The organism is Leptospira barantonii, from assembly GCF_002811925.1.
Lineage (GTDB): Bacteria > Spirochaetota > Leptospiria > Leptospirales > Leptospiraceae > Leptospira > Leptospira barantonii.
Genome location: NZ_NPDS01000010.1, coordinates 1 through 13,091 on the forward strand (window position 1 = coordinate 1; position 13,091 = coordinate 13,091).

Genomic DNA, 13,091 nt, shown 5'->3' on the forward strand with positions numbered 1-13,091 from the left:
CAAAACGAAAGGTCAAGAGTCAAATCTTGGCCTTTTTTATTTGGGAAAGAATGGAATCGCAAAACTCTATCTTTTCCCAGAGACCTTCTCCCTACCCTCGCTTCTTTTCAGTCACACTCCTTCAAAAACATATAAGCTGTTATAACACCCGTCGACGAACTTCGACCAAACATGTAAGATACGATTCAAAGCAAAACTTGAATCGAGGTAACATGAAATCGGAAACGAATCAGGTCATTATCATCACGGGAGCCAGCGACGGAATCGGAAGGGAGTTGTGCCTTCTATATGCGAATCGGGGCGCAAACTTAGTCATCGCTTCTCGCAATCTAGAATCACTTGAGAATTTAGCGACGGAGTGCGAACGAATGGGCGCACAAGCGCTTGCGGTTCAAACGGACGTGTCTTCCTCCGAAGATTGTAAAAAATTAATGCGACACGCTACGGAGCGGTTCGGAAGGATCGACATTCTCATCAATAGCGCGGGAATTTCCATGAGCGCTTTGTTCGATTCTTTGCAGGATTTATCCGTATTCCAAAAACTCATGAACGTAAATTATCTCGGAGTGGTTCATACTTCTTATTACGCCCTACCTTACTTGAAGAAAAGTCGAGGTATGATCGTAAACATATCGTCCTTACAAGGAAAGACGGGTTTCCCGAGATCCACCGGATATTCCGCATCGAAGTTTGCGGTTCAAGGTTTCAGCGATTCGCTACGAATCGAATTGATGGGATCTGGAGTCGACGTTCTCGTCGTTTCACCGGGACCGATTGCGACCAAAATGAACTATAGAAAATTCGACGCAAACGGAAACGTAACGCAAGAGGAGAATTCCGAATCCGTGGAAAGAAAACTCATGTCTCCGGAAGAGTGCGCCCGTCTCATAGCCAAGTCGATTTCCAAAAGAAAAAGAGAACTGGTGATGACCTTCGGCGGCAAGCTCATACCTTGGATAAAACTTTTTGCTCCTGTCTTCGTGGATCGAACGATTGCGAACGCGGTGAATCGATTCTATTCTCGGATTTAATTTATTTCCGGGCGTAACCGCGAAAAAAATCTTTTCTTTTTAACCGGGGTCATACAATACTTTTCGATTCTTGTGATCGGAGTATTCATGAAAAAAATTCTTCTCTATTCTATGTCCGTATTTTATCTTTTTGCGGGCATCAACCACTTCGTAAATCCCGCTTTCTATCTGAGAATGATGCCTCCTTATCTGCCCGCGCATTCGATGTTGAATTGGATCAGCGGAGGCGCCGAAATACTCTTTGCCTTGGGGCTTTGGTTTCGTCCAACGCGCACATGGGCTTGTTATGGAATTATTCTTTTGTTGATCGCGGTGTTGCCCGCAAATGTACAGATGCTTCAAGCCGCGTTAGCGGGACAGGATTTCGGTTTTCCGATCTGGGGTTTATACGTTCGATTGCCCTTTCAGCTCGTTTTCATTGCATGGGCTTGGTTCGTAAAAGACGTTGAATAGTTGAAACGATCATCTCGCAAAGATCCAGTCCGGCGGAATCCCCAAACGAAACGCGTCTCCTAAAACGAAAATTCCGTTTCGAATTCTCCAGGCTTCGATCTTTTTCATCGTTTCCGAATTCGCCTTTTTATTGAAGGCCGCAAAAACTTGGTCGAGATACCAATCTCCGTTGAAATGAAACAACGATAAGGTACAACGTTCGGGGGAGAATATTCGATAAATATAATATTTTCCTTCGACGATGTCCGCATCGTAACTGAAGATACAGTTGTGTTGGGTTTTCGATTCGAGGAACAATTCCTTGCGAGAATGGATCGGTTCCAGCCAATCTTCCGTGTCGATCTGTGGAAGTGGATAATTCTCATCCGGTCCCGCAAAAACCTCGGTTTGTAGTTTGGAAATCATTTCCTTTTCCAGACGATACAGATGATCCAAAGAACGAACCTTCCAATAAGGGGAGAATTTTTTGACCTCGTAATAGATTTGAAAAATCTCTTCACAGTTTTCGATTTTCAAATCGGAATTATGAAAGCGTGTCATAAGATCCGTTAAGAAGGGAATATCCCATTTGCCTCGCCAGCTTTTCCTTTGGGCGATCAAGAAGAATTCCAAAAGGAATTCGTTGATGATCGATAGATGATGGAACGGTTTTCGATAAGCCGGAACGGAATATAAACTCTGAAACGTTTTGAGATAACCTTTGTGAATCGCGGAACGGCTGATCTTATCAAGCGCCTTTAGGGAATCCGGATGAAAGCCGAAAAACTCCGCGACCTTCCTTCTTTTTTGAAAAGGAAATCGCAAGCGAACCTCTTCGAAATTTTCGGGAACGAACTCGAGGAAGAATTCCGGATGATCGATACAGAATTGCAGGGCGAAAATCATACGTTACGTATTCTACCTTACATATTAGACAACCGATTCACGTTTCTATCGTAACGTTTATAAAAATGAAACGATTTATAACAATTCTCCCCGATTTCTTAAGGAGGATATGAGTTTGGACAATAAGTCCTCTTTCATATAACTGCCGTATTCTTTCCAATTCAAATATAAACTTTTTTCAACGCGCTCCGACCAAAGGATTCGACCGGTTTGAACTTCGAGACATCGTAAGGAAAACGCGATCTTACCGTCTTTAGAAGAGGAACTCTGCGGGCCTTGAACGTAATCAAAATCGTCCATGAGAATCAATCGATCCGCGTTTAATAATTTTCCCAATTGAAGTCTGGAACTTTCCGTCAGACCGGACAATGAAAGTTGAATCTCCGCGATCACCGGATTCAAACGGTTGCGTTCCACGAGAGATAAGCCGTGTCTTAAAAAAATACTTTCTATCGATGTATAAAGTTCGGAAAAAATTTCATAACCGGGATCGCCCGTTTTTCCCATCGAAACAAAAGCAAAATGATGAGGTTCTCCTTGAATAAAACGGGAAGTAAGTTCCGGGGCCTGACCCAAATCGTTTTTCAAATCCTTTTCGAATTGTTGAAACGCGACTCTCATAATCGAAAACGTTTTTTTATTTTGCGAATGATCGAATCGATCGGTCAATGCGGGAAGAATCGGTCCGAAGAATAAGGGAGCGATTCCGAAAAAAGATCTATGATCGACCGCATATTTGTAAGTACGAATGACTTGATTTTTTTTCTCATCGTATAACTCGAATTCGACGCGCCCGTTCGTGGATTCGATCATCGGAAAAAGTCCGACGGTTCCGATAAACGGAAGAATGGACAACACCGGCGGTTTTACGTCTTCAACGGAGGATTTGATTCTTAATAAAATTTCGGCGTTCGGATTTAAGATAAACAATGGGCTTTTGCGGAACTGCGAAAGAATTTCCGTGGAATAATAACTTTCCACGTCGTCGTTCGAAACGGAAACGTTCAGACCCTTTCTTCTTAAGTCTTGAATCGCGGTGTCCTTTTCGTTCGGATCGAAGTGTATTCGAATGGGAACGCTACCTATAAACGGATTCTTACTTTTATGAAAGAATCTATGGGTTCCAAGCGCGTCTCCGTTTACGTTCGCTTGATGAAGATAACATTGAAGGGAAAAAAAGGAGATCAACAAGATTGTGGCAATTCGCTTAATAATCATAGGTTTACGTCTTTGTCTTAGTATCAAAAAATTTCCAGAATTCTACCTTCTTTTGCAACGGAGTCAATTCAAAAACTCAAGCGTGCCGGTTCCAAATCTTTCCGTGTACGTATCCGGTTTAGATATAAAACGAAAGGTTGGACGCAAAGTTACGGGTCTTGAAGAAACGATCAAATTATAAAATCCTAAACTATCGTTTCAAAAAAGATTTGCCCGTGTCCATAAAATCAAGTGAATTGCCTTCGTGAATCTTATGAACAAGTTTATCCTAACGTTGGTCCTTCTTCTTTCATTCGTATCGTTTCGATCGGATGCGTCTCCCGTTCTCGGTAAATGCGAAGTGTTTCCCGCAAATAATATTTGGAACACTCCGATCGATCAATTACCCGTACATCCTCTTTCCGACGTATATGTGCAAAACATCGGAGTCAAAAAGAAACTGAAAGCGGACTTCGGTTCCGGTCTTTGGGAAGGAAGCCCGATCGGAATTCCGTTCACTTTAAAAACGGGATCGCCGTTGCGCATAACGTTCGAATACGCCGATGAAAGCGAACCGGGACCGTATCCGATTCCCGCAAACGCTCCCATCGAAGGCGGGGAACAAGGCGACGGAGATCGTCACGTTCTCGTTTTGGACGAAAAAACATGCAAACTTTATGAACTATATCACGCGCGTAAAAAAGGAAACACATGGACCGCAGTTTCCGGAGCGATCTTCGATCTCAAATCCAATACGTTGCGTCCCGACGGTTGGACTTCCGCGGACGCGGCGGGTTTACCGATTTTACCCGGACTTGTTCGTTATGAGGAAGTGAAGGCGGGTGAGATCAATCACGCGATTCGTTTTACCGCGAAGCGCACGCAGAAAAAATATTTTTGGCCCGCGCGTCATTTTGCTTCTAAGATTACGGATGAAAAAGTTCCTCCGATGGGAGCGCGGTTTCGTTTGAAGGCGAGTTTCAACATAGACGGCTTTAGCAAAGAGAATCAGGTGATTCTGCGCGCGTTGAAAAAATACGGAATGATTCTCGCGGACAACGGATCCGATTGGTTTATGTCCGGAGAACCGAACGAGAATTGGAACAACGATCTTCTCCACAAACTCGGAAAGATCACGGGCGATCAATTCGAAGCGGTAGATTCAGAAAGTTTAATGCTTTCTTCCGATTCCGGAGAAGCAAAACAAAATTGATACGATGAAAGCGGGGCGCCTCCTTCCGATTCGCATCGGAAGGACCGCGCTCTTTCGCGACTCGCTCCGCTCGGTCACTGCGTGACCGCCTTCGGCGTCGCTTCGATCGCTGGCGCAGGGGTCGCCCGTTAAACGGATGTTATACGGAAAGACGAAACTTATTTTCCTTCGTACGCTTCTTTGAGCTTTTTGATATCGATCTTATTCATTTGCATCATAGCTTCCATAACCCGATTCGCTTTTTGACGATCCTTGTCCTGCAAATATTCTCCCAAGATCGGCGGAATGATCTGCCAGCTGACTCCGAAACGATCCTTCACCCAACCGCACTGTTGTTTTGCTCCGCCTTTGGAAAGTTTTTCCCAATAGTCGTCTATTTCGGCTTGTGTCTCGCATTGAACGAAGAATGAAAACGCTTCACTGAACGTAAACGCATGCGCCAACCCGCTGTCCATGGCCATAAAATCCTGACCTGCTAATACGAAATCGACTCGTTTTATGTTTCCTTCGGTTTCTCCGTCCTCTTTCGCATATAGTTCTATGTTTCCTATCTTTGAGTTCGGAAACTGGGAAGCGTAAAAACGAATCGCTTCCTCCGCCTTTCCGTGTTGTTTTCCGACGAACAATAAAAACGGTCTGACGTTATGAGATTCTTTTGAAAGATGAATCTGCCAAGAAACCCCACACTTGTCTTGAACCCATCCGAATTTTTCGCCGAACGGATAGGGGCCGAGTTCCATCAGAATTTTTCCGCCTTCGCTCAGTTGTTTCCAAGCCTGATCTACTTCGGTTTCCGTTTTACAATCCACAAAGAATGAAATCGCCGGGGTGAATTGAAAGTGAGGTCCTCCGTTGAATGATAAGATCGTTTTTCCGAAAACGGAAAACGTCGCGGACATCGCCGTGTTGCCTGCCTTACTCAAACCGGAAACTTTCGAATCGGAGAATGCCAAAGGGTATATTTCCGCGGCGTCTCCGAGGTTGTTGTTAAACATTAAAAAGGGGGATATTTTCTGCATGGGATTCCTCTATTTAGTAAATTCGAATATTCTAAATCGATTGTTCTCGTTGCGGTTTTAAACGGGAACTTTTTCGAAAATTTTGGCTCCAGCCCAACTGCAAGGCAACGCGATCGCAATGATCGCGAGGGAATACCAGGCAGGACCGGCTTCCCACATCACAACCGCTCCAATCACGCTGATGATGACACCCACGACTCCGAGCGCTAAAGCGTGTTGCATCGGTTGATCCGGAGCGAGACGGGCGGTAATATAACCGCTCAAAATTCCGAAGACGATTCTATAACCGGTCGCTAAAACAAAAAGCGGATCGGACATGATCACTCCGAACGGAGGATAAATTCCCGTTTGATGAAGAATCATATCCACGGCTGTGGAAAGAATTCCGATCGTTAAAAATCCGGCGAGAACCGCTCCGATACTTTTGAAAATTTTTCGATTCATATTCTTTCCTTTTAAACGAGAGTGGATAAAAATTCTTCAAGTCGATTGTAATTGTAGGTGAGTCCGCTCTCCATCGGAGAAAGAATCACTCCCTCTCTCGCTTCCTTGGATTCATACAATACGGTGATCGAAAGTAAGGTAGTCTTCGCATTAATTTCGGTGAGAACCGTCGTATCCAAAGCTTCTCCCGCGTACCAGGATTCGTCGAAAACTTCCGTGGCGATCATACGTTCAGGAATTATGATTTCCTTATATACTCCGCCCATACCCATATCTCTTCCGCCTTCATTGCGCCAAACATAACGATACGCACCTCCGACTTTTAAGTCGATCTCGCATACGACCAGAGTCCAACCCGGAGGACCTTCGAACCATTGTTTGAGCAATTCCGGTTTTGTTAATGCGTCGAAAACCAAGGGACGAGGTGCGTTGAATGTGCGGGTGATTAAAATTTCCCGTTCGCCTTGTGCGACTACTTGCAGATTTTTTGTATTTTCCATGATGAACTCCTAACTTTTTGTTCCGCTTTCTTTTTCTTTGATCTTCGTTTGTAATTCGTCGAGAAGCGCGTCCAATTTTTCGAATCGCCCTTCCCATAACTTACGATACTGCTCCAGCCAATCGAACGCTTCTGCTAAAGGTTTTGCTTCGATTTGTCTCGGTCTTTTTTGAGCTTCCTTTCCGCGAGAAATCAAACCCGCGTTTTCCAAAACCTTCAGATGTTTTGAAATAGCAGGTTGGCTCATCGAAAACGGTTTTGCCAAATCCATTACGGAGGCTTCTCCGTTTGCCAATTGAGCGAGAATGGCCCGTCTTGTAGGGTCGGCAAGCGCCGCAAACGTGGCGTCGAGACGATCGGATTCTTTGAGTAATTGACCCATCTTGAATATAACTAGTAGGTTATATAAAGAGAATATGCAAGTCTTTTTTGAGAAAAGGATCGTTTTTCGGGGAAGAAACGGTTTTTTACGGCTTATAGATCCGTTTTACATTCGTTTGTAACGGAACCGTGAGACATTGTATCGTTCTTAAAAGCGGAAGTCGATTCAAATGAAGCGAGTATACAAACGGTTCGTATTCGGTTTAATGTTTCTGCAAATTTTTTGCGGAAGAATGGATTTGCCATACTCTACGAAAACGCTCTCCGCAGAAAACGATCGACTCGAACAACTCGAACAACTCGCGGGTTGGGCTACCGAGAATCTTTTTCAGACTTCGAATGGTAGGATTCGCACCAACACGATCCTAGTCCAATACAAGGGAAGAATTATCCTCGAAGTATATTCGTCCGAGTTTAACGAGAATTCTCTTCAGCCGACTTGGTCCATTAGCAAATTCTTATTAAACAGCGCCCTTGGGCTCGCGGTCGCGCAAGGAAAAGTTGATTTGGATCATCCGGTGAGGGATTATTTAATCCGAAGTGGAAATTCTCTCCCGAAAGAATTGAAAGTGCGCGATCTTTTATTCTTCGTTTCGGGAATCGATTGGAGAGAAGGATACGAGTTGAATCCGTTTCGTTCCGATGTTCTGGAGATATTATACGGACATGGAAATTCGGATATCGCGCGATATGTTTTCCAAAAAGAATTTTCTCATCCATCGGGTGAAAAAGTATCTTATTCGAGCGGCGATTCCAATCTACTTTCCGCGGTGATCGCCGAACGATCGGGTAAGAATTTTCCCGAAGAATTCTTTCGTTCGATCGGGATTCGATCGTTTGTCTGGGAAGTCGACGGGCAAGGAGTTCCGATCGCTTCTTCTTATGTATATTTATCCGCGCGCGATCTAGCAAAAGTGGGAGAATTTTACATTCAAGAAGGTTGGAAGCATTCCTCCCGAACACTTCCGAAAGATTGGATCGCAACTACATTCAAAAAACACGATGTTGAAAAACCACTTCCTTGGTATTTATCCTGGCTTCCATTTCCCTCCATGGGCGGACACGTGTATTTGAATCATACGAAGGGAAGCGATTCCGAAATTCTTTTTCAGGGGCTTTCCTCCGATTCCTTTTTTGCTTCGGGTCATTGGGGACAATATCTCATCGTGGATCCTCGAAAGGATCTTGTGGTCGTCCGTTTTGGTAACGATCGTTTGGGAAGATTTCCGATCCGCGAGTTTTTGGAACGTTTACTTCCGCTTTTGGAATCGAGAGGCGATCAAAAAAACGATGAAACATTTTAGAAAATTATTATATTCTTTCCTGATCGTTGTCGTCCTCGGTTTTACGATTTACGGTTCCGTCTTTTTTCTGCGTATGATTCCGGATTCCTTGGGAAGAATTTACGCCACATTCGCTTCTAAGGAAGGATGTTCCTGTCTTTTTGTGGTCAGAGCTCCCGAAGACTATTGCAAAGACTACGTTCGTCAATTTTTTGCGCCCGATGTTTGGGATCGGACCGAGGATTCTCTTCGCATCGAATTTCATTCTTTCTTTTCCGATTTCGAAAGTAAGGCGATCTTTCAAGGTTCGAAAGGTTGTCGTCTCAATTTTTAAATGCAAAATTAGGCTTTTTAAAAAATCTGGTTTTAGTAACTCAGAGCGTATCTTTCATGATTAAAATATCCGGCCTGAATAAGGCATACACAACCAAGGTTCTTTTCGACGATTTAAGTTTGAGCATCAATCGCGGAGAAAAGGTCGGTCTCGTCGGCCGCAACGGTCACGGCAAGTCCACACTCTTTCAAATGATTCTCGGGAACGTGGAAGCGGATTCCGGTCTGATTTCGGTTCCGAAAGGTTATAAGATCGGTCACCTTCAACAACATCTTCATTTTACGAAACCTACGGTTTTGGAAGAATGCGCGCTCGGTCTTCCCGAAGGCGAGGAATACGAAACCTGGCAGGTTGAGAAAATTCTTTCCGGCTTGGGATTTTCCGAAGCGGACATGGAGAGAAATCCGAACGAGTTCTCGGGCGGTTATCAGATTCGGATGAATCTGGCGAAGTTACTCGTATCCGCTCCGGATATGCTGATGCTCGACGAACCGAACAACTATCTCGATATCGTAACGATCCGTTGGCTCGAAGAATTCTTACGCGAATGGGAAGGCGAAATCATATTAGTAACTCATGATAGAGGTTTTATGGACGCGGTTGTCACTCATACGATTGCGATCCATCGTACCAAGGCGATCAAGGTTCAAGGCGACACGGATAAACTTTACAATCAGATCAATCAATCCGAAGAAATCTATGAGAAGACCCGTTTGAACGAGGCCAAAAAAAGAAAACAGGAAGAGATCTTCATCGCAAAATTTAAAGCGAAGGCGAGTTTTGCAAGCCGCGCTCAATCTCGAGTCAAGAAATTGGAAAAACAAGGAGAGATGAAAGCTCTCGAAAAAATCGAAGACTTGGAATTGTATTTTAACAGCGCTCCCTTTGCGGCGAGTCAAATGCTTTCCGCGGAGAATATTTCGTTCTCTTACGATGGTAAGGCTCCGTATCTGATCGAAGATTTTTCGATCAGCATAGGCAATCGGGAAAGAATCTGCATCATCGGTAAAAACGGTAAGGGTAAGTCCACTCTTTTGAAAATTCTCGCGGGCGAACTCGAACCTTCGAGCGGTGTGGTTAAAAAACATCCCGTGTTAAAAGAAGGTTACTTCGGTCAAACGAACAAACTCAATCTAAACGAAAGTGCGACCGTGGTGGAAGAAATCATGATTTCGGATAAATCCTGCACCGAGTGGCACGCGAGAACGATCGCGGGCGGTCTGATGTTTTCAGAGGATCAAGCTCTTAAAAAGATCAAGGTTCTTTCCGGAGGGGAAAAAAGCCGCGTGTTGCTCGGAAAAATTCTCGTGACTCCTTGTAATCTTCTCTATCTCGACGAACCTACGAACCACTTGGATATGCAATCCTGCGATTCTTTGATCGAGGCGATCGACGGATTCGACGGTTCGATCGTGATGGTTACCCACGACGAACTTCATTTGCGCGCGGTTGCAACCAAGTTGATCGTATTCGACAACGATACGATTCGTATCTTTGACGGTACATACGACGACTTTTTGAGCGATGTGGGTTGGTCGGACGAGGATATATAAGGAAAGGATTCTTCTTTTTGAATATTCTGTATTTTGAATTTGTAATCGATTGCGCTCCGGACCGGATTCTTTGGTGAGAACGGTTTTCGGAGCGCGTTTCGTTTCCGATTTTACTTGGCGGTCATTCTTGTGGAGATCGCAATTCGATTCCACGAGTTGATCGTGTTGATCAATACGATCAGAGCGACGAATTCCTTTTCGTTGAAGTGTTTTCTGACTCTTTCGTAAGTTTCGTCGGGAACTCCTTTCTCCGAAATTTTCGTAACAACTTCGGTCAGTTCCAGCGCCGCTTTTTCCTTATCCGTGTAGAACTGAGCTTCCTTCCAAGCGTCGAGAAGATAGATTCTTTTTTCCTCTTCGCCCATCGTTCTCAAATCCTTCGTGTGCATATTGATACAGTACGCGCATCCGTTCAGTTGCGAAGCGCGGATCTTGACGAGTTCGTAAAGAATCGGATCGAGCCCGCCTTGTTTTGCGAAATCTTCCATTTTCAGCATCGCCTGCAACGACTCGGGATATACGGTCGCGTAATTCAATCTTGTTTCCATGTTTTCTCCTATCTACAAAGGAAGACGGGTCGTGTAACGTTTTGTGACGGAGAAAGGAAAAATTTTTAGGAAGATTCCCAAGAAGAAAAGTATGCGATGACCGCATCCGTCGCTTGATCGCGCATCATCTTTGAGATCCGATTCTCCAGATAATAACCCCGTTTCATACAAGCGAACGCGATTTCAACGCCGAGGGTGGCGACGTCCGGTTTTTTCGGAAGAAAAAAGGGTTTGTCCAGATTGGCGAGTTGGATGCGAACTCCGGCCCCGATATGATCGATCGTAATCTCCTGCGCGAGATATGCGTTTCGACTGAACGGACCGCCTAACACGAGTATGCTGGCCACCGGCGTGGAATCGTAATAATCCGAAGCGGCGTTTACGAGAATCCGTACCAGTTTCTGCCAGGAAAGTTTCATATCCTTGGAACCTTTTGTCCCGAGAATTTCTCCCACCTTCGCCAAATGTTTTTCCGCGAGATGTGTGAACAACGAATACTTATCCGGAAAAAATTGATAGATACTAGCGCGCGGAACTCCCGATTTTTTGGCGATTTCAGGAATCGAGGTTTCTTCGGGTCCGAGTTTTGCGAGCATTCTTTCCGCGGTTTCCAAAACAAGGGCGACTCTCGCTTGGGAACGTTCCTGCAAAGGGGGTTTGGATCGGACGATCGAGGAACCGTTCGATGCGGTTTTTAGTTTAGATTTTAAATTCAATTCTTCCCCGATCTAAAAATTCCTTGCACTCAAATCCGACTTAAGTAAGGTCTTTCGAAAATATAACATTTGTTGGATTTTTATTTTCGTCAACGAATGTTCTTTTAACGGTAAGGAGAATCGGATGAAATCGAACGTTAAAGTTTGCGTGGTCGGCGCCGGGCCGAGCGGGATCGCGGCGGCTAAGAATTGTGTCGAGTACGGTTTGAACGTGGTCGTTTTTGAAAAGAACGATAAGGTCGGAGGGAACTGGGTCTTCAACGCTAAAACGGGCCATTCGAGCGTCTATGAAAACACGCATATCATCAGTTCCAAGGCTTGGTCCGAGTACGAGGACTTTCCGATGCCGGACGATTATCCCGAGTATCCAAATCATAAACAACTTCAGGCTTACTTCGAATCTTACTCGAAACATTTCGGTGTGTATAAAAAAATCCGTTTCAATCATACGATTCAAAAAATCTCGAGAATGGAAGACGGAGATTGGAAGGTGGAATATCTAGACGCTTCCAAAAAGAAGAAGGTCGAAGTATTCGACGTTCTTATGGTTGCGAACGGTCATCACTGGGATCCTAAGTATCCGGAATACGAAGGAAAATTTACGGGCAAGTTCTTACATTCGCACGACTTCAAAGGAGTTACGAACGAGTGGAAAGGCAAGGACGTTCTTGTGATCGGAGGAGGGAACTCCGCTTGCGACGTAGCAGTTGAATCCGCAAGGGTTGCAAATAGCGTAAAGTTGTCTATGAGAAGTCCTCAGTGGTTTTTTCCGAAGTTCCTTTTCGGTATGCCTTCCGATGTGTTTGCGGCGAGAACTCCGGGATGGATACCGTCCATCATCAAACAATACACGTTGACTAAGATGCTTCACGTATTACAAGGTTCTTATAAAAATTACGGTCTTCCCGTTAATACGACATTGGCTTTGAGCCATCACCCGACTTTGAATTCGGATCTTCTCGATTTTATCCGTCACGGAAGAATCAAACCTCGTCCTGCGATTAAAAAACTGCACGGCAAAGAAGTCGAGTTCGTCGACGGCACAAGGGAGAAGTTCGATATAATCTGCGCTTGTACCGGTTTTTGGACTACGTTTCCGTTCTTTGATAAGTCGCTTATCGATTTTCAACACGTGGAAAAAATTCCTCTTTTCCGCAAGATGATACACAACGATTATCAGAATCTTTATTTCATAGGTTTGTTTCAACCCGTGGGTTGTATCTGGCCTATGGCGGATTACCAAGCTAAACTTGCGTGCCTCGAGATTTTAGGAAAATACAAACGACCTAAGGATCTAAAAGCCGCAATCGAATACGAAATCGCACATCCACATTTCACGTTCGGTGGAGGTCAAAGACACGCAGTGGAAGTGGATTATCACGCTTTCCGTAAGGAGCTTAGATTGGAACTTCTGAAAGCGGGAGTCGACATAGGCAAACCACCCGGCGGCAATAAGAAGTTGTATAAGAATTTCGCGAAAGTCGCGAGTTAAAACATACAAAAAAGAGTCGGCCTATGTCCGCAAAAACATCGGC

General features: G+C 44.6%; 15 protein-coding genes. 7 read left to right on the top strand and 8 right to left on the bottom strand.

What is annotated here, in order from left to right; genetic code table 11:
- The first annotated feature begins 212 nt into the window (after nucleotides 1–212).
- Together CH367_RS18825 and CH367_RS18830 are read left to right on the top strand one after the other, a co-directional pair.
- Nucleotides 213–1,031 (top strand): SDR family oxidoreductase, encoded by an 819-nt coding sequence (locus CH367_RS18825; RefSeq protein WP_100764221.1) that lies wholly within the window; start codon nucleotides 213–215, stop codon nucleotides 1,029–1,031.
- Nucleotides 1,032–1,118: 87 nt separating this feature from the next.
- Complete coding sequence (locus tag CH367_RS18830) at nucleotides 1,119–1,484, top strand: DoxX family protein (protein ID WP_100764052.1); 366 nt, start codon at nucleotides 1,119–1,121, stop codon at nucleotides 1,482–1,484.
- A 9-nt stretch (nucleotides 1,485–1,493) separates the two neighbouring features.
- Here the strand turns inward: CH367_RS18830 and CH367_RS18835 are convergent, their stop codons facing one another.
- Complete coding sequence (locus tag CH367_RS18835) at nucleotides 1,494–2,369, bottom strand: PcfJ domain-containing protein (protein WP_100764053.1); 876 nt, start codon at nucleotides 2,367–2,369, stop codon at nucleotides 1,494–1,496.
- A 75-nt stretch (nucleotides 2,370–2,444) separates the two neighbouring features.
- Nucleotides 2,445–3,560, bottom strand: a complete 1,116-nt coding sequence (locus tag CH367_RS18840; RefSeq protein ID WP_125226147.1) for a hypothetical protein — start codon at nucleotides 3,558–3,560, stop codon at nucleotides 2,445–2,447.
- Nucleotides 3,561–3,840: 280 nt separating this feature from the next.
- On the opposite strand from CH367_RS18840, the gene CH367_RS18845 reads away from it, so the two are divergent.
- Nucleotides 3,841–4,779, top strand: a complete 939-nt coding sequence (locus tag CH367_RS18845) for a hypothetical protein (RefSeq protein ID WP_100764055.1) — start codon at nucleotides 3,841–3,843, stop codon at nucleotides 4,777–4,779.
- A gap of 158 nt (nucleotides 4,780–4,937) precedes the next feature.
- Here CH367_RS18845 and CH367_RS18850 read toward each other — a convergent pair whose 3' ends face one another.
- From CH367_RS18850 to CH367_RS18865, 4 genes are read right to left on the bottom strand one after another with little or no spacing between them, the layout of a single operon-like run.
- On the bottom strand, nucleotides 4,938–5,798 hold the full coding sequence (locus CH367_RS18850) for a VOC family protein (protein WP_100764056.1): 861 nt from the start codon (nucleotides 5,796–5,798) through the stop codon (nucleotides 4,938–4,940).
- Between the two features lie 57 nt (nucleotides 5,799–5,855).
- Nucleotides 5,856–6,242 (bottom strand): hypothetical protein, encoded by a 387-nt coding sequence (locus CH367_RS18855; protein WP_100764057.1) that lies wholly within the window; start codon nucleotides 6,240–6,242, stop codon nucleotides 5,856–5,858.
- An 11-nt stretch (nucleotides 6,243–6,253) separates the two neighbouring features.
- Nucleotides 6,254–6,742: an SRPBCC family protein gene (locus CH367_RS18860; protein WP_100764058.1), complete on the bottom strand. Its 489-nt coding sequence runs from the start codon at nucleotides 6,740–6,742 to the stop codon at nucleotides 6,254–6,256.
- A 9-nt stretch (nucleotides 6,743–6,751) separates the two neighbouring features.
- Nucleotides 6,752–7,123 (bottom strand): ArsR/SmtB family transcription factor, encoded by a 372-nt coding sequence (locus CH367_RS18865; RefSeq protein ID WP_100764059.1) that lies wholly within the window; start codon nucleotides 7,121–7,123, stop codon nucleotides 6,752–6,754.
- 238 nt (nucleotides 7,124–7,361) lie between these two features.
- On the opposite strand from CH367_RS18865, the gene CH367_RS18870 reads away from it, so the two are divergent.
- Genes CH367_RS18870 through CH367_RS18880 form a run of 3 tightly spaced genes read left to right on the top strand, consistent with a single transcriptional unit; the run spans nucleotide 7,362 to nucleotide 10,292 of the window.
- Nucleotides 7,362–8,426 (top strand): serine hydrolase domain-containing protein, encoded by a 1,065-nt coding sequence (locus CH367_RS18870; RefSeq protein ID WP_165783340.1) that lies wholly within the window; start codon nucleotides 7,362–7,364, stop codon nucleotides 8,424–8,426.
- Complete coding sequence (locus CH367_RS18875; protein WP_100764061.1) at nucleotides 8,413–8,739, top strand: hypothetical protein; 327 nt, start codon at nucleotides 8,413–8,415, stop codon at nucleotides 8,737–8,739. The genes CH367_RS18870 and CH367_RS18875 overlap by 14 nt, the downstream gene beginning before the upstream one ends.
- A gap of 56 nt (nucleotides 8,740–8,795) precedes the next feature.
- The gene (locus CH367_RS18880) at nucleotides 8,796–10,292 is read left to right on the top strand and encodes an ABC-F family ATP-binding cassette domain-containing protein (protein ID WP_100764222.1); all 1,497 of its coding nucleotides are present in this window, start codon (nucleotides 8,796–8,798) and stop codon (nucleotides 10,290–10,292) included.
- Between the two features lie 110 nt (nucleotides 10,293–10,402).
- Here CH367_RS18880 and CH367_RS18885 read toward each other — a convergent pair whose 3' ends face one another.
- Nucleotides 10,403–10,840, bottom strand: coding sequence for a carboxymuconolactone decarboxylase family protein (locus CH367_RS18885; protein WP_100764062.1), 438 nt, complete (start codon nucleotides 10,838–10,840; stop codon nucleotides 10,403–10,405).
- 65 nt (nucleotides 10,841–10,905) lie between these two features.
- The gene (locus CH367_RS18890) at nucleotides 10,906–11,556 is read right to left on the bottom strand and encodes a TetR/AcrR family transcriptional regulator (RefSeq protein ID WP_100764063.1); all 651 of its coding nucleotides are present in this window, start codon (nucleotides 11,554–11,556) and stop codon (nucleotides 10,906–10,908) included.
- Nucleotides 11,557–11,680: 124 nt separating this feature from the next.
- Between CH367_RS18890 and CH367_RS18895 the strand changes: the two genes are divergently transcribed.
- Nucleotides 11,681–13,048 carry a flavin-containing monooxygenase gene (locus CH367_RS18895; RefSeq protein ID WP_100764064.1) on the top strand — a complete coding sequence of 456 codons (1,368 nt, stop codon included), beginning with the start codon at nucleotides 11,681–11,683 and terminating at the stop codon, nucleotides 13,046–13,048.
- Nucleotides 13,049–13,091 lie beyond the last annotated feature (43 nt).

Excerpts from the sequence above, each read along its gene's own strand:
- CH367_RS18825 (WP_100764221.1), top strand. The coding sequence starts at position 213 with ATGAAATCGGAAACGAATCAGGTCATTATCATCACGGGAGCCAGCGAC.
- CH367_RS18830 (WP_100764052.1), top strand. The coding sequence starts at position 1,119 with ATGAAAAAAATTCTTCTCTATTCTATGTCCGTATTTTATCTTTTTGCG.
- CH367_RS18835 (WP_100764053.1), bottom strand. The coding sequence starts at position 2,369 with ATGATTTTCGCCCTGCAATTCTGTATCGATCATCCGGAATTCTTCCTC.
- CH367_RS18845 (WP_100764055.1), top strand. The coding sequence starts at position 3,841 with ATGAACAAGTTTATCCTAACGTTGGTCCTTCTTCTTTCATTCGTATCG.
- CH367_RS18850 (WP_100764056.1), bottom strand. The coding sequence starts at position 5,798 with ATGCAGAAAATATCCCCCTTTTTAATGTTTAACAACAACCTCGGAGAC.
- CH367_RS18855 (WP_100764057.1), bottom strand. The coding sequence starts at position 6,242 with ATGAATCGAAAAATTTTCAAAAGTATCGGAGCGGTTCTCGCCGGATTT.
- CH367_RS18860 (WP_100764058.1), bottom strand. The coding sequence starts at position 6,742 with ATGGAAAATACAAAAAATCTGCAAGTAGTCGCACAAGGCGAACGGGAA.
- CH367_RS18865 (WP_100764059.1), bottom strand. The coding sequence starts at position 7,123 with ATGGGTCAATTACTCAAAGAATCCGATCGTCTCGACGCCACGTTTGCG.
- CH367_RS18875 (WP_100764061.1), top strand. The coding sequence starts at position 8,413 with ATGAAACATTTTAGAAAATTATTATATTCTTTCCTGATCGTTGTCGTC.
- CH367_RS18880 (WP_100764222.1), top strand. The coding sequence starts at position 8,796 with ATGATTAAAATATCCGGCCTGAATAAGGCATACACAACCAAGGTTCTT.
- CH367_RS18885 (WP_100764062.1), bottom strand. The coding sequence starts at position 10,840 with ATGGAAACAAGATTGAATTACGCGACCGTATATCCCGAGTCGTTGCAG.
- CH367_RS18895 (WP_100764064.1), top strand. The coding sequence starts at position 11,681 with ATGAAATCGAACGTTAAAGTTTGCGTGGTCGGCGCCGGGCCGAGCGGG.